We start from the raw sequence: 22918 nt of genomic DNA on the forward strand, positions 1-22918 counted from the left end.
TCTAGACCCTAGCCCTAGACTCTAGAGCCCCCTCCCTGCACGTCTTTTCGTGTTCGCTTCCGTATTACATCCGTGTAATACATAAAGCAAAGTACATATCTACAGCATTTCTAATACGGTGTGTCCTGCAATATATTTTGAGATAATAGATATCCGCAGTGACCACCAGATGCACAAAGAAGTTTTGTGCAGATATTCAAAGGAGAAAATCATGACTGAACGTCCTAGCGCACACGCGGTGGAATTTGTTGACGTCGCCTCGATGGCGAAGTGGATTCAGAAGGACGGCGTAGGCAACATCATTGCCGGCATGGTCGACTTCCTCGAAGAAGACTTCAAGAAGTGGCAGAGCTTCGACAAGATCCCGCGCGTCGCCTCCCACACCCCCTTCGGTGTAATTGAGTTGATGCCCACCTCCGACAACATCACCTACTCCTTCAAGTACGTGAACGGCCACCCGTCGAACCCGGCACGCGGCTTCCAGACCGTGACCGCGTTCGGTTTGCTCGCTGACGTGGACAACGGCTACCCCGTGTTCCTGGCTGAGATGACCCTGCTGACCGCGCTGCGTACCGCTGGCGTGTCCGCCATGGTTGCTAAGCACCTGGCACGCAAGGATTCGAAGAAGATGGCGATGATTGGTACCGGCTCGCAGTCTGAGTTCCAGGCGCTGGGTATGCGCGCTGTGCTCGGTATTGAGGACCTGTCCGTCTACGACGTTGATCCGCACGCGATGGAGAAGTTCCGCCGCAACCTGGAGCCGCTGGGCTTCCGCATCCACCTGGCTAAGGACGTGGATGAGGCTGTTGAGGGTGCAGACATTATTACCACCTGCACCGCCGATAAGCAGCAGGCGAAGGTTCTGCTGGACCGCCAGGTGAAGCCCGGCGTGCACCTGAACGCTATTGGTGGCGACTGCCCCGGCAAGACTGAGCTGGAAAGCGAAATTCTGGACCGTTCCACCGTGTTCGTTGAGTTCCCGCCGCAGACCCGCATTGAGGGCGAGATTCAGCAGAAGGACCCGGACTTCCCCGTGGTGGAGTTCTGGAAGGTTCTGACCGGTGAGGAGCCGGGCCGCGTGTCGGATGAGCAGATTACCCTGTTTGATTCGGTGGGCTTCGCGATTGCTGACTTCTCGGGTCTGCGTTATGCCCGTGCGGCTACGCAGGACACCGACCTGCAGCAGTTCATTGACCTGGTTGCTAGCCCGGATGATCCGAAGGATCTGTACTCGCTGGTGAACGTTAACGTTCCGGTGGGCTAAAGGGCTAAGCAGCCTGACGCTGAGTGGCCTTGAGCTGGCGAGCCTGTAGGTGCGCCAGCATGGGCTGCGAGGTTGAGAGTGAATAAAGTGAGGGCCGGGGAGTGGTGACACTCCCCGGCTCCTTCTTATGCAATTTTTGTGTGGGCGGATTTTCTTGTGGGCAACTTGTAGGCATTCTGCGGCTGGTTCGCCCGTTCTACCCTTCAGCGGGTGTGGCTACTGGCGGGTGGCAATAATTTCGCGCGCCTTCGCTATCTTCGCATCACGATAGGCCTTCAAATCATTCAGCAGCGCCTGATTCTTCTCAATCAAAGGACCTTGATAGGACGCCTCAATATCACCCAGACGCTGAGCCATACCCACTTTCTGGTTACATTCAGCTTCGATGGTTGCGAGGCGAATTTCCTCCGGCTTAGATTCTTCGTTATCTTGGGAGGAAGCCATGAGATGTGCGCTTTCTTCGGACATCCAGTCACCTTCTCCTTCTCTGGGGGTTAGCCCGCGTTCACGCAGGCAGATCCACCATTCTGAGCGAATATTTTTCCACTCATCGGTTTGGGAGGCGTAGGTGTATGCCTGTGAGTTTAGCTCTCCTACAAACCGGTATTCTTTTTCGTCCAGTTCGACGTCAGAGAATGCGGTTTTCACCTCTTCTTGGCACCGGGCGTTGATGTCGTCTGATGCTGAATCGTCTGGGCCTCGGGAGATGCTGAATCGTCTGGGCCTCGGGATTCCTTCTGGGAGTACCCGTACTTTTTGGCGTACTCGACGTTCCAGCTACCGTATAGGCCTCCCGGTTGCGGGGTGTCTATTGAGGGCACAGCGTAGGACTGCCCGTGGTGCGCGTAGCATTCGGACATGAGCGTGTGCCACGCCGTGCTCACCGTACGGACTGTTAGTTCATCGAAGGCATACTCGTCCAGTGGAAGATGTATATAGTTCTTTGAATAATCGAGAACAGCTTTTCGTGAGGTGTCCCGCTCGGCGCTGTTGGAGCAGGACACGCACGCCCCCAGCAGGCAGAATACTGCTACCGCAGAGAGAGCCTTACGCATAGGCTTTTCCTCCTCCATACCTCGTTGTAGCGTTCAAACGGAGTTACCCCAATTATCCCAAGGGCTGCTATCTGCTTGTTGCTGATATCTACTGGTGGGTGGCGATAATTTCACGCGCCTTCGCTATCTTCGCATCACGATAGGCCTTCAAATCATTCAGCAGCGCCTGATTCTTCTCAATCAAAGGACCTTGATAGGACGCCTCAATATCACCCAAACGCTGAGCCAACCTCACCTTCTCACTACATTGAGCTTCAATGGTCGCCAGGCGGATAACCTCCTCCAACACTTTGGGATCATCAGCATTCAGACTGGCCAATTCTTTACTCGTCCATTCACCGTCCCCGGTGCGAGGCGTCAACCCTTCCTCACGCTGACAGTCCCACCAATCTGAGCGGGCTTTCTTCCATTCAGGGTCACCCTGCGCACGCAGGTACGCTTCACTACGGATACGACCGACAGGGCGGTACTTTTCCTCATCAGCCACATCAAAATAGAGCATATCCAGCTCTTCCCGATGCTCTTCGCGGCAGCTGGCCCTGACGTCTTCAGGGATGCTCTTATAAATCCTATCCTGCTCTTCTCCGACTTTGAGGAACGTAAAATGATTCGCCACATGCTTCACATTCCAGAGGCCGTACTGGGCGGCCTTGCCAGAAACCCAGCCGTTTTCTAGAATTTCAAAATCGTATCCTTTTTTCGCGTAGCACTCTTTACGAATCAACAAATGCGCTCTATATGTTATATCTTGGGCCTGGTCACTCATGTCGTATTCGTCGAGCGGAAGAGTAATATAGTTATTTTCAAAATCCAGCTGGGCTTTGAGGCTAGTATCTTTAGGCGCAGCGGCGCAAGAACTTAAAGCTAAAGCAAAGCAGGCGAACAGAGCAGCAGATTTCTTCATTGTTACCGACTCCTTTCAGGGGAATGACGTCGCGGTCATTCATATGCACAACCCGCAACCATTGGCGAGCCGAAGCCAGGAAATCCATCGCATACCCTAAACCGAAATTGAGAGTGCGATTCTCACATCTCCTGTGATTTGCGTTAACACTAACACGCCTAGGTAATTCCATGCGTGGTTTAAGCCACCCCAACCCCCAACAAAAAAGGTTCCGACGCGCACACAACGCATCGGAACCTTTAAACACCTCATAAACAGCCGCCAGGCTACGACGGAATCTGGCCAAACACATGGCGGCGAACCCACGCATGCATCGCAATACCCGCAGCCGTCGCCGCATTCATCGAACGCGTTGACCCAAACTGCTCAATCGACAGAGTATCCCTAGCCGCTGCATGCAACTCCTCCGACAAGCCCGGGCCCTCCTGACCAAAGACCAGCACACACTTCTTCGGCAGGTCATAGGTCTCCAGGGGCACCGAATCCGGAAAAATATCAATACCAATAATCTCCAGGCCCTCAGCCTGCGCCCACGCCACAAAATCCCCAATCGTCGGATGATGACGCACATGCTGATAACGATCCGTCACCATCGCACCACGACGATTCCAGCGGCGACGCCCAATAATATGGACCTCCTTCGCCAACATCGCATTCGCAGTACGCACCACCGTGCCAATATTCAAATCATGCTGCCAATTCTCAATCGCCACATGAAAATCATGGCGGCGCGTATCCAGGTCAGCAATAATCGCGTCCATCGACCAGTAACGGTACTTATCCACCACGTTACGGCGGTCGCCCTCACGCAGCAGCTCCTCATCCCAGTGGTCGCCCTCAGGCCACGGGCCCTCCCACGGGCCCACACCCACCTCAAAACGGGCAGTACCCTGCTCAGTACCCTCAACAGCCTCAGCTACAGCCGCCTCCGCAGGTACAGCCTCAGCCGCCTCACGATTCTCAACCATCACAACCACCTTCACGCCAACAACCAGCACCACTCCGGCGCCCACAGAGCCATCTTACAGACAAAAACCCGCACCACCAGCCACACACAGTAGCCAGCGGCACGGGTTCACCCGCCGCAACGGGAACGTCTTAAAAATTCACGAGGTCCTAGTCCAAACCAGTAGAGACTAGTCCAGGCCCAGCTCATCCTTCGAGTACGCGTACAGGCACGGAACGCCCGCAACCTCTTCCACATGCTCCTTAGCGCCGGTCGCACGGTCAACAATCACAGCAACCGCCACAACCTCAGCGCCAGCCTTACGCAGCGCCTCAACAGCGGTCAGCGCAGAACCACCGGTCGTGGAGGTGTCCTCAACAGCAACCACGCGGCGACCCTCAACGCTCGGGCCCTCCACCTGACGACCCATGCCGTAAGACTTCTGAGCCTTACGCACCACAAACGCGTCAATCGCACGGTCCTGATCGCCAGCGGCACGCATAATCGCGGTACCCACCGGGTCAGCACCCATGGTCAGGCCGCCAGCAGCCTCAAACTCGATGCCGTTCTTATCCAGCAGGTCCAGCATGACCTGACCCACCAGGCGAGAAGCCTCGTGGTGCAGAGTGATGCGGCGCAGGTCAACGTAGTAGTCGGCTTCCTTGCCGGAGGCGAGGACCACGTGCCCGCGCACCACAGCCAGCTCCATAATCAGCTGGCGCAGGCGTTCACGGGCTTCTTCAATGGGGAGGTTTTCAGAAAGCTTAGTCATAGTTCAAGTGTAGCGGCTCACGTGCAGGCGGCGCAGGCTATTCCCTGTGCTATTCCAGCGCTAGGCTATTCCACCACGCGGCCCACCGACGGCGGCAACGCGGCGCGCAGCTTCGTCAGCATCTCCTCATACTCGGCGGCAGGATCCGAATCGGCAACCACCGCACCACCGGCGGCAAGAGTCACCGCGCCGTCATCGTGCGCCACAAGCGTGCGAATCACAATCGACAGGTTCGCCGAACCATCCGCCGACACAAAGCCCAGAGCACCCGAATACACGCCGCGAGCGCGACCCTCCAGGCCCTCAATAATCTGCATGGTCGAAGGCTTCGGGGCACCCGTCATCGAACCGCCCGGGAAGCACGCCCGCGCGGCAGCCACCGCGCTCACGCCCTCACGTAGACGCGAACTGACCGTAGACACCAGCTGATGCACCGTCGAATAGCTCTCCACGCCCATGAGCACGGGCACGCGCACGGACGCCGGGTCAGACACCGTAGACAGGTCATTACGCAGCAAATCCACGATCATGAGGTTCTCAGCGCGGGTCTTCTCATCGGTACGCAACCATGCCGCTGCTGCGGCGTCTTCTTCCGGGGTGGCGCCGCGCGCAATCGTGCCCTTAATCGGCTTGGTTTGCGCGTTGCGGTGCGTATCCACGCTCAAAAAACGCTCCGGCGAAGAAGAAAGCACCGAAAAATCACCGCACCGCAAATACGCCGCATACGGCGCCGAATTGTGGGCGCGCTGGCGGCGGTACAGCTCAAAGAAAAGCTCCGGGCTCGGATTGGGGATGCGCGCGACCGTCTGCGCGGTCAGGCACACCTCGTAGCTGTTACCCTCGTAGATTTCGTGCTGACTAGCGCGAACGGAGTCCATGTAGGCTTCCGCGGCGGGTGCCGGGAAGAGCAGGAGCTCAGCGAGCTCAGGGGCATTTTCGGAGGCGCACTCCCCCGCCGCGCTCAGCAGCCGCTCCGCCGCCTCACACCACGACTCATCGCCCACCAGCCAGCTACGCGCCGCAATCCCTGGGCGGGCATGCTCATGCACCAGGTAGCGGACCGCCGGCAACCACAGAGAATCCGGGGTCAGCGCCTCATGCGCCGGCAGGTAGCCGGGCACCGGGTGGCCGTGCTCCATGCCCATGGCGGCACGCGCCTCATAGCCGAAATAGCCCACGTAACCGCCGCGCAAACCCTCGGGCAGACCGGTTGCCGCCGCGGTATCCGGGTGCACGCGCGGTGCGCAGGCGAGCGCCGCCTCCAACTGGGCGAAGGGGTCTTCCCCACCAGACTCAGCCGCCGCACGCGCCGAATCCACGCGCAGGGGCGACAGCTGCGCCGGAACCACACCCACATACGAGGCGACCGACATGGGCGACTCCTCGCGCGCCGAATCCAGCCAGAAGGAATACTCGGCACCACCGCTCAGCAGCGGGTACGCCTCCTCGCAGTTCACCGCGAAAGGAAGCGGGCGCACGACAAGCTCCCGCGTCTGCGCATCCCACGGGATGCTCTGCAGAATACTCGGCAGGGCATGAGGGGACGCAGAAGCGGGAGCGTTCGGGGTAGAAAAAATACGGTCCGCGGAAGTTTCAGTCACGGACTCCATTGTATGGCGTGCAGACGAATTGGCGGTTTAGTGAACGACTGCGGGTGCTTCGCCGTTTTCGCTGGTCATCGGCAGGCCGGCAGCAAACCACGCACTGGTGCCGCCTGCAATGTTGTGTGCGGCGTAGCCGTGCTCACGCAGGAAGGTTGCCGCGCGGTTCGAACGGCCGCCACCGTGGCAGATGACGTAGAAGTCCTCACCGGGTGCGGGCAGCTCAGCCAGACGCTCAGTAATGGTGCCGAGGGTGATGTGCTTGGCGCCGGTCGCGTGGCCACCCTCCCACTCGTAGTCTTCACGCACGTCGATGATGGTTGCGCCTTCGGGAACGTCGCGGGGGTCAACCTGGGGTACAGCAGTCATGATTTTCTCCTTTGAATTGAACTAGAACGAGCCGGTCGGCACGGCGGGGTGCCGGGTGGGCATAGTTGTGGTTCTACTCTAGCGCTTTGGGGGTGCGTGGCGCATCTAGCCCGGTATGTGGGGGTGTGTGAGATTCGGAAGTGGTGCATACGAAAAAATCGAAATGGTTTTTCATGCACTACTTAGGAGGTAATCATACGTAATACAAGAACATTCATGTATACATATACACCTATAAGGGTATAGACTTAAATACATATTGTCCGGGTCACACAGAACCCCAGGCTTACACAGAAAAGATTTCCGCCATGTCTCACACCATCACAGGTGCCGAACCCAAGGAAACCAAGACCTTCTTCGGCCACCCGCGTATGCTCGCAAACCTGTTCACCGTAGAAATGTGGGAGCGCTTCTCCTTCTACGGCATGCAGGGCATCATGATCTACTACCTGTACTACACCGCCGACAAGGGCGGCCTGGGTCTCGACCAGGCCCTCGCCACCGGCGTTATCGGCGCGTACGGTGCAGTCGTGTACCTCATGGCAATTCTTGGCGGCATCCTCGGTGACCGCCTCCTCGGCCCCGAGCGTACCCTCTTCTACTCCGCTATCGGCATCATGGCGGGCCACATCTCCCTCTCCCTCATCCCCGGCATTCCGGGTGTGGTGATTGGTCTGCTGCTGGTCGCTATCGGCTCCGGTGGTCTGAAGAGTAATGCCTCCGTGCTGGTCGGCTCCCTCTACTCGGACAACGACCACCGCCGCGACGCGGGCTTCACCATCTTCTACATCGGCGTGAACACCGGTGCACTCATCGGCCCGATTCTGACCGGTTGGGGCTGGAGCACCGGCGGTTTCCACCTCGGCTTTGGCCTGGCTGCTATCGGTATGGCAGCAGGTCTGATTCAGTACTCGCTGACCCGCAAGAACCTGCCCGCCTCCGTACACCACGTGGGCACCCCCTTCACCAGCGCTCAGAAGCGTAACTTCTTCCTGGCACTGGTGGGTATCGTGGTCGTTCTCGGTATCCTGCTGGCAACCGGCCTGATGACCGCAGACAACCTCAAGAACTGGGTCATGGGCTTCATCTTCATCGGCGCTATCGCCCTGTTCGCTCAGCTGCTGACCGCTAAGGACGTCACCGCTGATGAGCGTTCCCGCGTCACCGCATTCATTCCCCTGTGGATTGCAAACGCCGTGTTCTGGGCACTGTACCAGCAGCAGTTCACCGTCATGGCGGTGTACTCGGATGAGCGCCTCAACTGGAACATCCTGGGCATGGAACTGAGCCCGAACCTGGTCAACTCCATCAACCCGATTTTCATCATCGTCTTCGGCATGATGTTCTCCGCCCTGTGGACCAAGTGGGGTGACCGCCAGCCGGTCACCACCCTGAAGTTCTCCGCAGCGCTGATTATTATTGGCCTGGCGTTCTGGATCTTCCTCGCTCAGGCGGGCGTTCAGAGCGTGAACGTCGGCTGGATTGTGCTGATTCTATTCGTCTGCACCATCGCTGAGCTGATTATTTCCCCGGTGGGCATTTCGCTGGCGACCAAGCTCGCACCGAAGGCGCACCGCGTGAACATGATGGCGCTGTACTTCACCTCCGTGGCAATGGGTACCGTGCTGTCGGGTTGGTTGGCTCAGTTCTACAGCATGGAAACTGAAGTTCCCTACTTCACCTGGATGGGTATTATCACCATCGCGACCGGTGTGCTGCTGTTCCTGGTGCACAAGCCGGTTCAGAAGATGATGCGCGGCGTGAAGTAGCCACAAAGTTGCTTATCTACACTGCCAACTCGCTGCTTCGGGCAGCGTGAGCGTGTAGATGTGAGGGCCCCAAATCCTTGAATTACCAAGGGTTCAGGGCCCTTGCTGTACGCCCTGGTACATGCTCCAGTGTATGCCCCGGTGTATGCTCCCGGCAGTCGGAGCCCCGGAATGTCGAGGGGGGTTCAGGAGGGGCGTTCGGAGCATGTTCCTTAATGAGACAATCCGCGCAGATTTTCTTATTAAGCGCCTTAATAAGAAAATTGAAGTGTATTGTCTTATTAAGACCCCTCAAGCACGACCAGCATTAACGACACCCAGGAGGAGGAACCATGCCCTCAGCCACCACCTGGCCCGCCCTCACATGGGAGCCGCAAACCCCCTGGGTTCACCGGGACGCCCTCGCCTCCCGACGCGCAACGCGCCGCAACTCCGGCACCTTCTCCAGCGCCGTACCCGCTTCCATTGCCGCACTCAACGTCGAACTCAGCCCCGCACTGCGAGCGCGCCTCCAGGAGAACGCCACCGCAATGACCCGCTTCGATGAGCGGCTCCACCACATCGGCGGCATCCCCTTCTCTGCGGTTCTTCTGCGTGGCGAATCCGCCTCCAGCTCGCAGATCGAAAACCTCACCGTTAGTGCCCGCAAGCTCTCACTGGCTGTCCTGGGTGCAAGCGGGTCGAAAGTTGGCGTTAACGCCGAGCTGGTGGCACGCAACGTTCACGCCATGCGTGCAGCCTTGAACACCGCAGAAAACATTAGCGTCGATAACATCCTCGCGATGCACCGCGAACTGACCCGCGGCCTACAGCAGGACTCCGGCGTACTCCGCACCCAGTGGGTGTGGATTAAGGGCGATTCGCCGGTAACCGCCGACTATGTGGCGCCGCATCACGAGAGGGTTCCTGCCGCCCTCGAAGACCTTGTAGCCTTCATGAACCGCCGCGATATTGACCCCCTCGCGCAGGCGGCTATCGCGCACGCCCAATTTGAAACGATTCACCCTTTCACTGACGGCAACGGCAGAACCGGGCGAGCCCTCATCTCCGCGCTCCTGCTCGCCTGCGGCGTCACCCGCCACGTGATTCTGCCCGTCTCCTCCGGGCTGTTGCACGATACCGATGGGTACATTCAGGCGCTCACCGACTACCGTGCAGGCGATGCCGAGCCCATCATCGAGCTCTTCATCGACGCCACACAGAAGGCAATCATCAACGCAGAAATCCTGGCGCACGACATTGAAACCCTGTGCGATAAGGTCCTGTCCATTGCCCAGCGTAAAACCCCTCTCCTGCGTTCCCTCACCGGCCTTTGCTGTACCGAGCCCGCCTTCACCGCGCACATGGTGGAGGAGCACACGCAGGGGTCCAGAGCTAGTGTGTATCGCCTCCTCAACCGCATGGTGGAGTTGCAGATTCTGCGTGAAGAACGCGCCAAAATTCAGGGGCAAAAAGTGTGGACTGTCCCCGCTCTCAACCGCGCCCTCGACGACTTTGCGGCACGAGCAGGACGACGCGGATAGATGCGCCATCGGGTTCGATAACCCCCGCGAAAATTCTGCGGCCGCAGGCGGGTTGCCGCGCGCGGAACTGTGACGATTTATGTCTCCGCGTGAACGCGCGTGACGAAACACAGGGTCAAAAAGGGACGCATTAAGCCACGAACAGAAATCTACTAGACAGCCCTCAACCACAGGTCTAAGGTGAATCCATAACGAGCCGGAAAACCTTCCGGCACGCCCCTTCAACCCTTAGCCGAGGAGAAAATCATGGCACTTTACCTGGTAGAACTGACCCCCGCACAGCCGTCCAAGGACGAAGCAACCGCACTCATCGAGACCGTCAGCTCGTCCCTGACCAACGGCGCCGAGCTCATCGAAACCCAGGTCTCCGCAGACCACAAGATTGTCTTCGTCATCGTCGAATCCGAGAACACCGCATTCGGCCCCGACCTCGCCGCAGCAATCGGTGAGCGCGCAACCGTCGCAGGCCCCGACGCAGTCCGCCTGGTCGGCGCAGAGCTCGAAGACATCAAGAAGCTCAAGAAGGACGCAGACTACCTGGTTGAGTGGGACATCCCTGCAGAGATTACTATGGAACAGTACCTGACCCGCAAGAAGGCGAACTCCCCCAAGTACGCGGAAGTACCCGAGGTTTCCTTCCTGCGCACCTACGTTCGCGAAGACACCGCAAAGTGCCTCTGCTTCTACGACGCACCCGACGAAGAAGCTGTTGTTCGCGCCCGTAAGGCCGTCAGCACCCCCATTGACCGACTGTTCAAGCTGCACGCATAGACGCGATGCTCCCCGCTTAGGAGAAACCCCATGTCCGAGTTCACTCTCGAACCCCTCTACGATTACCCCCAGCGCGAGCAGGTGCTCGCACTCGCCCGAACCCACGCAGATGCTGTTGACCGCGGCGAGCGTTCCCCCTTCGAAAACCTGCACGAAATCGCCAAGGACGACCTGATTACCCTGGGCCGCGACGGCGGTTCCCTGGTCCCCCAGGTTTCGGTGGCTTTCGACCTTGCCACCGAGGACGCCTCCACGGCGTTCTCCCTGTGGGCTCACCGCTCGACCATCGCGTTCTTTGACGCTGTGGGCCGCGAGTTGCCCGCCGGTCTGGCGGATGCGACCGTCAGCGGCACCACCGCCATGGCGGCGGCGTACAAGGAGGCTTCGGGCCTGGCACCGATCAAGGTGGAGGGTACCCTCGTTGAGGGCGGTCTGAAGCTGAACGGTTCCGTGTCGTGGGCGTCGAACCTGTACCCGGGCGGCGTGATTGTTCTTCCGGTGGCTGTGCAGAACGCCCCGGAGAACCACCCGAACCGCTACATTGTGACTGTCCGCCAGGACGTCGAGGGCCTGAGCATTGACTACCACCGCAACCTGCTGGCGCTGAACGGCACCGAGTCCGGCACCCTGAAGTTCGAGGACGTTTTCGTTCCGAGCGAGGACATTCTGAGCGACAACATTGAGGCGTTCCTGCACGATGTGACCGCACCGTTCCTGCTGGTTCAGTCGTCGTTCTGCCTGGGTCTTGCTGCTGGTGCTCTGCAGGAGGCTGCTAAGCACCTGGACGTCTCGCAGGGCGTGTTCCGTCCTGAGTTCCCGCTGATTCTGGCGGAGTACCAGAGCCTGCGTGAGGAACTGGTTCGCCTGGCCTCTGAGCCGGAGCGTGCTGAGCGTCGTGACCTGCTGAGCCTGCGTCTGGGTGTTTCGCACTTTGCGACCATTGCTACTCACTTTGAGCTGCAGGTTGTTGGAGGCGCCGGTTACGTGGCTGACTCCCCGACTGCTCGTCGCCTGCGTGAGGCGTCGTTCCTGCCGGTTCAGTCCCCGACTGAGGGTCACCTGCGTTATGAGCTCTCAAAGTACGACCACTTAGAGGATTTGCAGGCAGCGCTGTAGCGGTTCCCCTTTGCTAAATAGGCTCTTGGTGTGAATAAAGCGGTGAAAATCCGTTTATTCACACCAAGAGCCTATTTATCCATTTTTTACACACGTGTATACATCATGAATTCTTTGCTTTACCTATTCGCAATGCTGTGAAGATATATCCAGTAGGAGCATCCCGGGTTCGGCACGGGGTAAACCTGACCCTTGAACCCGGCGAGTCTAGCGCTGGGTATCGGCTGGGTTATTATTGTCCGGGTTGAAATGCTCGGTATTTCCACCGGCCTGGGCTACGAGATTCTCAACGCCCGCTGAAATGCTCACAGCGACCCTGGTGATCGGACTGCTCGACATTATTCTGGATGCGCTTGCCTCCCGCCTGCTACGCCAGTGCCGAAGGCAGTAAATTCTTCTAGCTGATTCTCCCCGCCTATTTAATTTGAAACTCGCATACTTTTACCCCTATATATATTTAAGAATGAAAGCTTTTTCATAAGGAAGGTAGGCATCATGAAAACCGAAAAATCGAAAGAAATTTTCTGGAGCATCATCTCAATTCTCGTAGGCGGAGTAGCCTGGCTAACCATGCAGAATATTTCATGGGGTGTAGTAGACCCTGCGAAAGTCGGTTTCGTATTCGCAGTAATCGGCCTCATTTCGCTTATCTGGGCTCTCTTCAATAAAAACTCAGATAGCTCACGAGCGTACGAGACTATACGTAACGCCAATAGGTCAAAGGAGGATTAAGGAGGGTTATTCATTAGGGGTATAACACCCCAACCGCCTAACCACTCTTCACCACACCGAAAAACAACGGCCCCTCACCTCTTGTCCACGTATGATGGTGAAATACAAAAAACCAACCACCAACCATACACGCACAGGTAGGAACCGTTGCCTTCTCACCGTACTACCTGCCTGACCCCAGCACAATTCACGACCCTCCTAGCACTCCTGCTACTCACTTTGAGCTGCAGGTTGTTGGAGGCGCCGGTTACGTGGCTGATTCCCCGACTGAGGGTCACCTGCGTTATGAGCTGGCGCGTTACGATCACCTGGATAACCTGCGTGACGCTCTCTAAGCCATTGAGCTGTGTGTAGCGAGTGTTTTTATTCGCTCTTTGCATCAATACCCCGTATATGCCTAGAACTGCATATACGGGGTATTAATGCATTCTGGGCTATATATTAGGGGTTTGGGGCTCATTATAAGAGAATATATGCCCCACTCAACGTATCCCTGCTCATATTTATAGCCGTTTAGCTGTGACCCACACCCGCATACGCGTAGAATTATGTGGAATTTTATACACCACCACATTCACCTCAGGAGCTCCCTTTGAGCATCTCTAAACTTCTCGGCTTTGACTGGTTGATTCACGGTGATGGCTGCACCGTCAAGCCCGGTTCTGTTGTGGCACCGAGCGAACGCCTCGCATGGCCGATCACCATCGGTATCGGCGCGCAGCACGTGGTTGCTATGTTCGGCGCAACCTTCCTCGTGCCGCTACTGACCGGTTTCCCGCCGGCAACCACCCTGTTCTTCTCGGGTATCGGCACGGTCCTGTTCCTGCTCATTACTCGCGGGCGCGTCCCCTCCTACCTGGGTTCTTCCTTCGCGTTCATTGCACCCCTCGCCGCTGCGGGCTCCTCGCACGGCCCGGCGGGTTCGCTCGGCGGCATTGTCATGGCAGGTATCGCCCTGTTCCTGGTCGGTCTGATTGTTCAGTTCGCTGGCACCGGCTGGCTGACCAAGCTCATGCCCCCGGTTGTGACCGGTTCAATTGTGGCGCTGATTGGCTTCAACCTGGCACCCAGCGCTAAGGACAACTTCATGAAGGCACCGATTACCGCACTGGTGACCCTGTGCTCTATCGTGCTGATTTCGGTGCTGTTCAAGGGCATCATTGGTCGCCTGTCCATCCTGCTGGGTGTGGGCATCGGCTACATCACCGCTGTGATTCGCGGCGAGGTGGACTTCTCCACCATCCACAAGACCGTTGAGACTCAGGGCATCATTGGTCTGCCGCACTTCCAGACCCCCGAGTTCCACTGGGAGCTCGCTGGCCTGTTCATCCCCGTGATTCTGGTGCTTGTGGCTGAGAACATTGGCCACGTGAAGTCCGTTGCGTTGATGACTGACACCAACCTGGACGACTACTCCGGCCGTGCCCTCATGGCGGACGGCCTGGCAACCACCATCGCCGGTTTCGGTGGCGGTTCGGGTACCACCACCTACGCTGAGAACATCGGCGTGATGGCAGCGACTAAGGTGTACTCCACTGCGGCGTACTGGGTGGCGGCTATCTTCGCAATTGGCCTGTCCATGTTCCCCGCGTTCGGTGCCGCTATTGCTACCGTCCCGGCGGGCGTTCTGGGCGGTGCCGCAACCGTTCTGTACGGCATGATCGGTATGCTCGGTGTTCGTATTTGGAGCGAGAACCGTGTTGATTTCTCGAACCAGATCAACCTGACCACCGCTGCTGTGGCACTGATTGTTGGTATTGCGGACTACACCTGGGTCTTTGAAGAACTGTCCTTCGCAGGTATTGCTCTGGGTACCGCAACGACTCTGATTGTTTTCCACTTGATGACCTTCATCGCGAAGTACACGAAGGCTGCTGGCGATCCGTTGGAGCCTTTTGACCCGTCGAAGTCTGAAGGACACTAGGTTTTAGCTCCTCACGCTTACGTCCGTTGGGAGTGATTCTCTCCTGAGGCGTAGGGTGTAAAAAAGCGGCCCGGATGGATTGGTTTCCATCCGGGCCGCTTTTGCCTCTTCTGGACGTTACATACAACTGCCACCCTGCTTAAACACAAATCAGATATAAATCAGACTCAAATTTTTTATGTGTAGACATAAAAGTTTATGTCTGAGTTATGTCTGCGGAGGCTCACCCAGCCGCTAGCGCTGGATAGCTAGCACCGGATGGCTCGTGCTGGATAGCTAGGGCTAGGCGGCTAGGACCGTTCGGCGAGCATCGCCTCAATCGTCTGCGCTACACCGTCCTCATGGAAGGGCGGGCAGGTACGGCCCACCTTCGCAATGAGCGCCGGCTGACCCGAGGCCATGGCGAAGCCCTCTCCCGCCCAGCAGAGCATCTCCGCGTCATTCGGCATGTCACCAAACGCCATCACCTCGTGCGCCTCAATGCCGTGGCGTGCCGCGAACTTCTCCAAAATCCGCCCCTTATTCACGGTCTTAGAGCCCATCTCGATGAGCGGCTCACCGACCACGCCGCGGGTCACCGACACCAGCGAACCCACCGCCTGATGCACGCGCGCCTGCAGAATATCCGGGTCCATGTCGGGCACACGAATCAGGTACTTAATGACCGGGGTTGAACCAATACGTTCGAGCGCATCGGCGATTTTCGCCTCCACCACGCGGGCACCCTCAAGCACCTCACCGCCCTCGTGAGGGCCCTGAACGTAGACAGTGTCCACGGTTTCGAGGGTGTAGGTGGCGTCGGGGAACATGGGCTCCAGCAGCTCGTGAGTACGGGCAATCACCGCGGGATCAGCGCCGTTGACTTCTTCCACCTCGTTCGCGCCCAGGTGGTACACCACGGCACCATTGGAACAGATGGCGTAGGAGTCGAAGTCGGTCTGCTCGCGCAGGGGCGTGAGCCAGCGGCTCGGGCGGCCGGTGACAAAGACGATATCAATCCCGGCGGCACGGGCGGCCTCAAGGGCGCGCAAGGTACGCGGACGGAACCGGAAGTCGTGCCCGATGAGGGTGCCGTCCAGGTCGCTGGCGATGAGTTTAATCATGCAGATATGCCTTCAGTGGTGGGGTGTATCGGTGCTGGTCAGGGTGCAGGGCTGGCAGGGTGCGGGTCTGGTGAGACTGTGCCGGTGTACCGCTATGCCGCCGGTTCCGCGTAGGTGACGGTCAGGAACGCACGACCCAGACCGTGGCCGAGCAGGTTAAAGTTCACGACGGCGGGGCTGGCGTTCTCGTCAATGTCGAGCTTCTCCACATCCACTGCGGTGACGCAGAAGATGTAGCGGTGCGGGCCGTGACCAGCCGGAGGGGCAGCACCCAGGAAGCCCGCCACACCGGCGTCATTGCGGTGCGTCAGGGCGCCGGCGGGTGCATCTGCGTCAGTGTCAATGCTGGTCACAGTGGCGGGAATATTGGAGACAGTCCAGTGCCAGAAGCCGCTGGGGACCGGCGCATCCGGATCGAAGCAGGTCAGCACGAAGGACTTGGTGCCCTCGGGGAATCCGCTCCAGGACAGCTGCGGGGAGCGGTCCTGACCGCCCGCCACGCCGAAGAGGGAGGAGAGCATCCATTTGGGGGCGGTGCCGCCGTCCTGAATGTCGGTGGAGGTCAGGGTGAATTCGGGCAGTTCGGGCAGGCCCGCGTAGGGTTCGCGGGGCAGGGGTGCGGTACCGATGTTGGTCATGATGTTCCTCAGCGTTGGGGTGCGGGTGGATATGGCGACGCCGGCGGACAGAGTGAGCTATCCGCCGGCGAGGCGTAGATTATTTAGCCGTTGAGTACGGCGTCGAGTTCTTCGCGGGTGGGCGGGTTAGCGCCCGCGCGGGAGACGGTGATGCCGGCTGCGGTTGCAGAGAAACGCAGCAGGTCGGCGATGTCTTCGGCGGTCAGTGCGGCGACCTTGGTGCGCGCCTCAGCACCAGCGATACCGCGGTCGAGCAGACCCGCGATGAGTGCCGCCATGAGTGAGTCGCCGGCACCGACGGTATCCGCAACCTCAACGCGGTGTGCGAGCTGGCTGATGCCCTCGGGGTACTTCTTGGTGAAGGCGATGGGGCCGTCCTCGCCGCGGGTGATGACCATCAGCTCGGCGCCGAGGTCAAGCCATGCGCGTGCGCTGTCGTCGAGGGAACGGTCGGGGTAGAGCCACTGCAGATCCTCGTCGGATGCCTTCACGACGGTGGAGAGGGACACGAACTTTTCCGCCCAGGCGCGGCCCTCGTCAACGTTGTGGATGAGGGTGGGGCGGCAGTTTGGGTCGTAGCTGAGCAGGGCGCTGTCACGGGCTGCTTCGAAGGCTGCGGCGACCACGTGCGCGCCGGGTTCGAGCATAGCGGCGATGGAGCCGGTGTGCACTGCATCGGAGGTGCGTGCCAGTTCGGTGAGCTTCTCGGCGATGGAGTCGAGGGACCAGGTGATGTCGAATTCGTACTCTGCTGCGCCGTCGGCACCGATGGTTGCCTGAGCGACGGAGGTGCGTTCAGCACTGTGCTCGAAGGGCAGAGTCACCTGAGATGCTTCCAGGTGCGCGTCAATGCTCTTGCCGTAGGCGTCGGGGCCGTAGTGGCCGACGAAGTTGGTGAGGTGGCCGAGGCGGCGTGCACCCACGGCTACGTTCATGGGCGATCCGCCGGGGTAGGCGCGGGTTTCTCCGTCGTGCTGGTGGACGACGTCTACGAGTGCTTCACCGATTACAGTCAACATGGTTTCAATTCTACCTATGTTTTCCGGGGCATGGAGTGTGTTTTTGTGGGTATTTAAAGTGGTTTTACTTTTCTTTTTGAGGGCTTGTGTTGGCTTGCCAGGCGGGTGCGGGAACTGACTTCTACCTCTTCTGAGTTTTAGCCCCAATAACACTAATTTTGAGGCTCCGGAGGGGTTCACACGGGTTAGACTTAAACCGACGCCGGGTCTTTAACGCCCGGCACGGTATTGACGCGACAGCACCGTCGCGCCTACCCTCCAACGACGAAGTTAGGAAGAAGGTCATACGTGACGACTGCAACCGCTACCTGGGTTAACCGTGAGGCTACCGCAGAGGAGCTGATTCCCCTCATCGGTAAGCTGCACCGCGAAAACGGTGTGGTGCTGAGCATTCACGGCCGCAGCCTGGTCAACAAGTCTGTCATTGAGCTGCTGAAGCTGCACGATTTCGTATCCCAGATTGATGGTGCACCCCTGAACCCCGCGCACTCCCTGGAGCTCGTTCGTGCTCTGGTTGAGCTGAACCTGGGCGCGTGCTCGATCAACATTGCTGCCCTGCACAAGGCACACCACGAGGCTGGCTCCCCCGAGCTGTCCATGTGGCTGCCCGAGCAGCTGGGTTCCTCCGTGAACCACCAGGGCGACCAGCCCAAGGAGCAGGACGTTGTGCTGTACGGCTTCGGTCGTATTGGTCGCCTGCTGGCTCGTATTCTGCTGGAGCGCTCCTCCTCGCCGCTGGGTTCCGGCCTGAACCTGCGCGCTGTTGTGGTCCGTAAGAACGGAGATCAGGACCTGGTCAAGCGTGCATCCCTGCTGGAGCGCGACTCGGTTCACGGTCCCTTCAAGGGCGTTATTGAGGTGGACGAAGAGAACAGCACCATCATCGCTAACGGTGTTCCGGTTCGCTTCATCTACTCCTCTGACCCGACCACTGTCGACTACACCGAGTACGGCATCAAGGACGCTCTGCTGGTGGACAACACCGGCCGCTGGCGCGACGTTCCGGGCCTTGAGCAGCACCTGAACTGCCCCGGCATTTCTCGTGTTCTGCTGACCGCTCCCGGTAAGGGCGACATGAAGAACATCGTGTTCGGCGTGAACGACAACGTCATCACCGATGAGGACAAGATTGTTTCCGCAGCATCCTGCACCACCAACGCGATTACTCCGGCACTGAAGGTTCTGGATGACGCATACGGTGTTGAGCGCGGCCACGTTGAGACCGTTCACGCATTCACCAACGATCAGAACCTGATCGACAACTTCCACAAGGGTGACCGCCGCGGTCGCTCCGCTGTGCTGAACATGGTCATCACCGAGACCGGTGCAGCTAAGGCTGTTTCTAAGGCTCTGCCGCAGCTGGAAGGCAAGCTGACCGGTAACGCTATCCGCGTTCCCACCCCGGACGTCTCCATGGCAATCCTGAACGTGAAGCTGACCAAGCCCGCAGGTTCCGCTGAGGAACTGAACGAGATGTTCCGCCGCGAGTCCATCGACGGCGAGTTGCGCCGCCAGGTGGGCTACTCGGATTCCCCCGAGGCTGTTTCCACCGACTTCGTGGGTTCCCGCACCGCAGGTGTTGTGGACTCGCTGGCTACCGTGGTGACCGATGACTCCGCAATTGTCTACGTCTGGTACGACAACGAGTTCGGTTACTCCTGCCAGGTGATTCGCGTTCTGGAGCGCATGGGCGGCTACGAAGTGCCCTCCTACCCCGCTAAGTAAGCTACCCCAGCTCATCTAGCACACATATAACAAACCCACCGGTATATATAGCCATTTGGCTATATTTCCGGTGGGTTTGTTTATAAGGTTATATACGCAGATGAGCGGTGCCGCGCAGAAGCTCAGAAGAGCTACGCGAGCAGTAAATTACGCCTTACGGCGGTACACCACACCCTGATGCGCCCGCAGCGTGAAGCTCGAGGGCACCGGGCGATTTGCCGCATCCACCAGGCCGGAGGGAACCTTCACGGTCACATCCTTCGAGCCGGTGTTCAGAGCAGCCCAGCCACGCGTAAAGGCACGAGTCTGAGCGTCTTCTGCGCGATAATGCCGCCGACCGGATCCCCCAGGTAATAGGAGAGCTCCGGGGCGTGCGGAATCTCGTCGTAGGCGTCGTGGTGGGTTGCGCTGATGCCGGTGAAGGCGCCTCCACCGAACACCCAGAAGCCCACCAAACCGTAGAGGAAATTCTCATCCGTGCCGGTAGTCGGAGCCTTGCGGTCGCTGAGCGGGGTACGCAGAATCGTCACCTTCTTCTGCGAGGGGCAGCTTACCCAGCTCGCGGTAGATCGTGTTGTAGCGGTCCATGACCAGTCGCAGCTGGAATAAGCTGACGATACGGTCGTAGGCGTTCACACAGTAGCGTTCGTAGATGCTGGGCTCCTCCATGAGGATGCGCAGTGCCGCCGCGAAGCCGTGAATATCGCCGGGGATGGTCAAGATACCGCAGTTACCGATTTCGTGGCCATCGGGGGCGACCAGCACATCGTCGATAAGCTGGGACATGCCGCCCACGTCGGTGCTGACCAGCGGGATGGACGCAGCCATCGCCTCGAGCGCCACAATCGGCTGACCCTCATTGTAGCTGGGCATGAGCAGCAGGTCGAAGCGGTCGAGCATCGCACGCACGTTCACGGTGCCGTGGAAGGTGATGTACTCACCCATGTTGAGCTCTTCGATGGTGCGCAGGCACAGTTCGTAGTACTCGGGCAGGTGATCCTTGGGGCCGAGCACATCCAGATGGAAGTTCACCAGACCCTGATCGCGCAGCACCGCGAGGGAGCGAATCAGGTCAGTCAGGCCCTTAATGGGCACCACGCGGGCGATGAACACGAAGCGCCACACGTGGCCGCGGCCCTCAGCGAGGATGCGGGCACGCGCCGTCTGGCGGGCGTAGTAGGCTTCAGCCACGGACTCGATGAGCATGCCGTTGGGCAGGATGATTGCGCGGTCCTTCTCGCCCTCGTTCATCTGGTCGATGGGCGCGCCAATACCGCGTGCCTCTTCCAGAGCCTTGGGGTACAGGTAGGTTGCCATGTCGGCGCTGGGGTAGCAGAAGCGTCCCAGTTCGACGAACCAGACGGACCAGGCACGCTCGTCGAGGGTGACCGGACCCAGGCCGGGGTGCTCACGCTCCTCGTTGAGGAAGGCGTAGTCGGTGGTGACGGGCTTCGCCATGTTGCGTTCGAGCTTGGTGTTCACGGTGTCGCGAATGTACAGGTTGTGCTCGGTCAGCAGGAAGCTGGTGCCGTGGTCACGTGCGGCTGCGGCGGCGATGAGTGACGCGTAGCCGGTGGTGTGGGCGTGGTAGACGCGGGCGTGCGGCATCCGCTCGCGCAAGAGCGCAAAGAGGATGGAGACGAAGTCGCGTACCTTCCAGAAGAGCTCACCGAAGGGCACCTCGGACAAGAAGCCCAGGCCTGCAATCGCCTGCATGAACTCGCGGGTTCCGAAGAGGCCGAAGAGGTTGTAGCTGCGGGTTGCGGGGTTGATGCCCTCGTCGTAGAGCTTCCAGAGGGGGTTCACGTCACCGGCGATGAGGGCGCTGAAGCCGTCCATGAGGCGCTGGGTGAGCTGCTGACGCTGCGCAAAGTTCATGCGCAGTGCGGAGGGGTCGCAGGCTTCCGCGAAGGCGTCGCGGTTGACTTCCAGGCTCAGGTACAGCACCTTGACCCACTTGACGTTCTCGGGCATGCCGTAGAGGTCTTCGTGGGGGGAGTTCTTATCCCAGGCGATGTGAATAATGCCGTAGGTCAGATCCGGGTTTTCGCAGACAATATCGTGCACCACCGCGGAAACACCACCCTTGAGGTAGGGGTAGGTGGATTCCATGATGATGGCGACGTCAACGTCCGGGTATTCGGGGTCGCTGTAGTGGGGGCCAGGAGCCGGAAGCTGCAGCGGCGCGTAGTGGTTTCGGTACATCTGTTCAGTCATTGTCGTATGTATCTTTCGCGGACCGTGCGGTTCTTACCAGGCGAGGGCTCGACGCCAGAAGAGGGAGTACTCGGGGGCTGCCCACGCCTGACGGTAGACGCGGTAGCATGCGAAGGCGAGCACTGCCTCACCCACGATGACGGGCAGGTAGCCGGTCTCGTTGGGCAGAATCATGAAGGAGATGAAGAGCAGCACCAGGTGCACTACGGAGAACAGCTGCACGGTGACGTACATGGTCATGTACTCGATCTGGTAGATCAGCACTGCCACAGCAACGAAGAGGAACGCCACGACCAGGCCGGAGAGCGCCAGCGGGTAGGACTGCGGCAGGAAGATGTACATCAGGATGCCGGTGACGATAGCGCTGGCGATGTAAATCAGCAGGGAGTTGCGGATAGCGTGGTTGGAGGCGCGCAGAGCCTTGGAGGACTCCTCCTGAACGCCCTTGTAGGGTAGACGGTCGAAGATGGTCCACAGGTGCTGGATGCTTGCGTTGACGCGGTCTGCCTCCACCACGAAGAAGTAGTTGTAGGCGATAACGCAGGGGATCAGGCTCAGATAGATTGCCACGACGTTGATTTCGCCGCCGGTGACCAGGAAGAGCATGTACTTATCAGCCCAGATGATGGAGCCGGTGAAGAAGCCGCGCAGGGCATCGAGCGCAATGTCCTTGAGCGGGATGCGCGCGAAGTGCAACAGGTGCACCAGGTCCTTACCGAGGCTCACCAGCAGAATGAGCGAACCAACCAGCGGCGGAAGGAACCATTCCTTCGGGAAGAAGAACAGCGCAAGAGTGTAGCCAAGCCACGCGATGAACCAGATGATGCGGTTCTTCGCGAGGTTCGGGATGACCAGCAGCTGCGCGAACGCAATGTTGAGAACGCCCAGGACGAAGAACGCACCGAATGCAGTCGGGGTCCAGTGGAGGACGAGGGCGACCGGCACGGCGAAGAGCAGCACCAGCGGCATGGTCATGAAGAAGAGGTAGAGCCAGTTGCGGGTGAACCCGGTCAGGTCGGTAATGTCCTGGAACTGCGGTTCGGACATGCGTGCGCGTACGGCTCGTGCTTCGGCGCGCTTGAGCTGGTGCTCAAAGGTTTCAGCATGAATACGCAGGCCTTCGCGGGCGTCCGCAATCTTCTTGTGCTCCATCTGGATAGCACGGTAAAGGGGCAGGTAGGCTGCCTGACTGAGCCAAGGAACGGTAATGGACGCTGCCAGAATCACCTGGATTAGGGGCACGCCGTCGAGGTTGTACCGGTTAATGGTCGGGGTGACCATGGGGAAGACGGTGGTCAGCAGGACGACCGGAGAGACGTAAAGCAGAAAGTTAATGAGGAGGCGCCATGCGCTGTTGCTTTTTTCCTCAGTACCGTGGTTGGTAGACAATCTTGCAGACTTTCAGTCGATAATCGTAAAGATTAGGGGCAGTGTGTTTGAACAGCACCGTGTGACACGCCAGGGGAAGAC

20 protein-coding genes are annotated in these 22918 nt (G+C 59.0%); 7 read left to right on the top strand and 13 right to left on the bottom strand.

Annotated elements, in window-relative coordinates:
* The first annotated feature begins 211 nt into the window (after positions 1-211).
* Complete coding sequence (locus tag HMPREF2779_RS06690) at positions 212-1264, top strand: ornithine cyclodeaminase (protein WP_005504242.1); 1053 nt, start codon at positions 212-214, stop codon at positions 1262-1264.
* A gap of 216 nt (positions 1265-1480) precedes the next feature.
* Here HMPREF2779_RS06690 and HMPREF2779_RS09240 read toward each other — a convergent pair whose 3' ends face one another.
* From HMPREF2779_RS09240 to HMPREF2779_RS06720, 7 genes are all read right to left on the bottom strand, one after another.
* Entirely contained in the window at positions 1481-1912 is a 432-nt protein-coding gene (locus HMPREF2779_RS09240) for a hypothetical protein (protein WP_233992307.1), read from the bottom strand.
* Positions 1909-2337 carry a hypothetical protein gene (locus HMPREF2779_RS09245; RefSeq protein WP_233992308.1) on the bottom strand — a complete coding sequence of 143 codons (429 nt, stop codon included), beginning with the start codon at positions 2335-2337 and terminating at the stop codon, positions 1909-1911. Before HMPREF2779_RS09245 ends, HMPREF2779_RS09240 begins: the two co-directional genes overlap by 4 nt.
* Before the next feature lie 70 nt (positions 2338-2407).
* Positions 2408-3223 (bottom strand): hypothetical protein, encoded by an 816-nt coding sequence (locus tag HMPREF2779_RS06700; RefSeq protein ID WP_070684697.1) that lies wholly within the window; start codon positions 3221-3223, stop codon positions 2408-2410.
* Positions 3224-3489: 266 nt separating this feature from the next.
* On the bottom strand, positions 3490-4236 hold the full coding sequence (locus tag HMPREF2779_RS06705; protein ID WP_105361143.1) for a TrmH family RNA methyltransferase: 747 nt from the start codon (positions 4234-4236) through the stop codon (positions 3490-3492).
* A 123-nt stretch (positions 4237-4359) separates the two neighbouring features.
* Positions 4360-4941 carry an orotate phosphoribosyltransferase gene (gene pyrE, locus HMPREF2779_RS06710; RefSeq protein WP_005504234.1) on the bottom strand — a complete coding sequence of 194 codons (582 nt, stop codon included), beginning with the start codon at positions 4939-4941 and terminating at the stop codon, positions 4360-4362.
* A 65-nt stretch (positions 4942-5006) separates the two neighbouring features.
* On the bottom strand, positions 5007-6551 hold the full coding sequence (locus HMPREF2779_RS06715) for an anthranilate synthase component I family protein (RefSeq protein WP_105361144.1): 1545 nt from the start codon (positions 6549-6551) through the stop codon (positions 5007-5009).
* Between the two features lie 27 nt (positions 6552-6578).
* The gene (locus tag HMPREF2779_RS06720; protein ID WP_012902694.1) at positions 6579-6911 is read right to left on the bottom strand and encodes a rhodanese-like domain-containing protein; all 333 of its coding nucleotides are present in this window, start codon (positions 6909-6911) and stop codon (positions 6579-6581) included.
* 308 nt (positions 6912-7219) lie between these two features.
* On the opposite strand from HMPREF2779_RS06720, the gene HMPREF2779_RS06725 reads away from it, so the two are divergent.
* From HMPREF2779_RS06725 to HMPREF2779_RS06760, 5 genes are all read left to right on the top strand, one after another.
* Positions 7220-8680, top strand: a complete 1461-nt coding sequence (locus HMPREF2779_RS06725) for a peptide MFS transporter (RefSeq protein ID WP_070616250.1) — start codon at positions 7220-7222, stop codon at positions 8678-8680.
* Between the two features lie 332 nt (positions 8681-9012).
* Positions 9013-10203, top strand: a complete 1191-nt coding sequence (locus tag HMPREF2779_RS06730) for a Fic family protein (RefSeq protein WP_105361145.1) — start codon at positions 9013-9015, stop codon at positions 10201-10203.
* Positions 10204-10449: 246 nt separating this feature from the next.
* Entirely contained in the window at positions 10450-10974 is a 525-nt protein-coding gene (locus HMPREF2779_RS06735; protein WP_105361146.1) for a DUF4242 domain-containing protein, read from the top strand.
* A gap of 30 nt (positions 10975-11004) precedes the next feature.
* Positions 11005-12090 carry an acyl-CoA dehydrogenase family protein gene (locus tag HMPREF2779_RS06740; protein WP_105361147.1) on the top strand — a complete coding sequence of 362 codons (1086 nt, stop codon included), beginning with the start codon at positions 11005-11007 and terminating at the stop codon, positions 12088-12090.
* 1324 nt (positions 12091-13414) lie between these two features.
* A complete protein-coding gene (locus HMPREF2779_RS06760) occupies positions 13415-14746 on the top strand; it encodes a uracil-xanthine permease family protein (protein ID WP_105361148.1) in 1332 nt (443 codons plus the stop codon).
* A 290-nt stretch (positions 14747-15036) separates the two neighbouring features.
* Here HMPREF2779_RS06760 and HMPREF2779_RS06765 read toward each other — a convergent pair whose 3' ends face one another.
* The 3 genes from HMPREF2779_RS06765 to HMPREF2779_RS06775 all read right to left on the bottom strand — a co-directional run bounded on the left by HMPREF2779_RS06765 (position 15037) and on the right by HMPREF2779_RS06775 (position 17506).
* Complete coding sequence (locus HMPREF2779_RS06765) at positions 15037-15849, bottom strand: HAD-IIB family hydrolase (protein WP_105361149.1); 813 nt, start codon at positions 15847-15849, stop codon at positions 15037-15039.
* A gap of 92 nt (positions 15850-15941) precedes the next feature.
* Positions 15942-16487, bottom strand: a complete 546-nt coding sequence (locus tag HMPREF2779_RS06770; protein ID WP_070684712.1) for a YbhB/YbcL family Raf kinase inhibitor-like protein — start codon at positions 16485-16487, stop codon at positions 15942-15944.
* Between the two features lie 83 nt (positions 16488-16570).
* Entirely contained in the window at positions 16571-17506 is a 936-nt protein-coding gene (locus HMPREF2779_RS06775; RefSeq protein WP_105361150.1) for a carbohydrate kinase family protein, read from the bottom strand.
* 288 nt (positions 17507-17794) lie between these two features.
* Between HMPREF2779_RS06775 and HMPREF2779_RS06780 the strand changes: the two genes are divergently transcribed.
* Positions 17795-19231 (top strand): glyceraldehyde-3-phosphate dehydrogenase, encoded by a 1437-nt coding sequence (locus tag HMPREF2779_RS06780; RefSeq protein ID WP_105361151.1) that lies wholly within the window; start codon positions 17795-17797, stop codon positions 19229-19231.
* A 272-nt stretch (positions 19232-19503) separates the two neighbouring features.
* On the opposite strand, the gene HMPREF2779_RS06785 is transcribed toward HMPREF2779_RS06780, so the two are convergent.
* From HMPREF2779_RS06785 to HMPREF2779_RS06795, 3 genes are read right to left on the bottom strand one after another with little or no spacing between them, the layout of a single operon-like run.
* Positions 19504-19761: a putative glycoside hydrolase gene (locus tag HMPREF2779_RS06785; protein ID WP_233992309.1), complete on the bottom strand. Its 258-nt coding sequence runs from the start codon at positions 19759-19761 to the stop codon at positions 19504-19506.
* Positions 19703-21448 (bottom strand): GT4 family glycosyltransferase PelF, encoded by a 1746-nt coding sequence (pelF, locus tag HMPREF2779_RS06790; protein ID WP_105361152.1) that lies wholly within the window; start codon positions 21446-21448, stop codon positions 19703-19705. The genes HMPREF2779_RS06785 and pelF overlap by 59 nt, the downstream gene beginning before the upstream one ends.
* 33 nt (positions 21449-21481) lie before the next feature.
* A complete protein-coding gene (locus tag HMPREF2779_RS06795) occupies positions 21482-22837 on the bottom strand; it encodes a hypothetical protein (RefSeq protein WP_105361153.1) in 1356 nt (451 codons plus the stop codon).
* Between the last annotated feature and the right edge of the window lie 81 nt (positions 22838-22918).

Origin of the sequence: Rothia sp. HMSC069C03 (assembly GCF_001811075.1) — a bacterium.
Lineage (GTDB): Bacteria > Actinomycetota > Actinomycetes > Actinomycetales > Micrococcaceae > Rothia > Rothia mucilaginosa.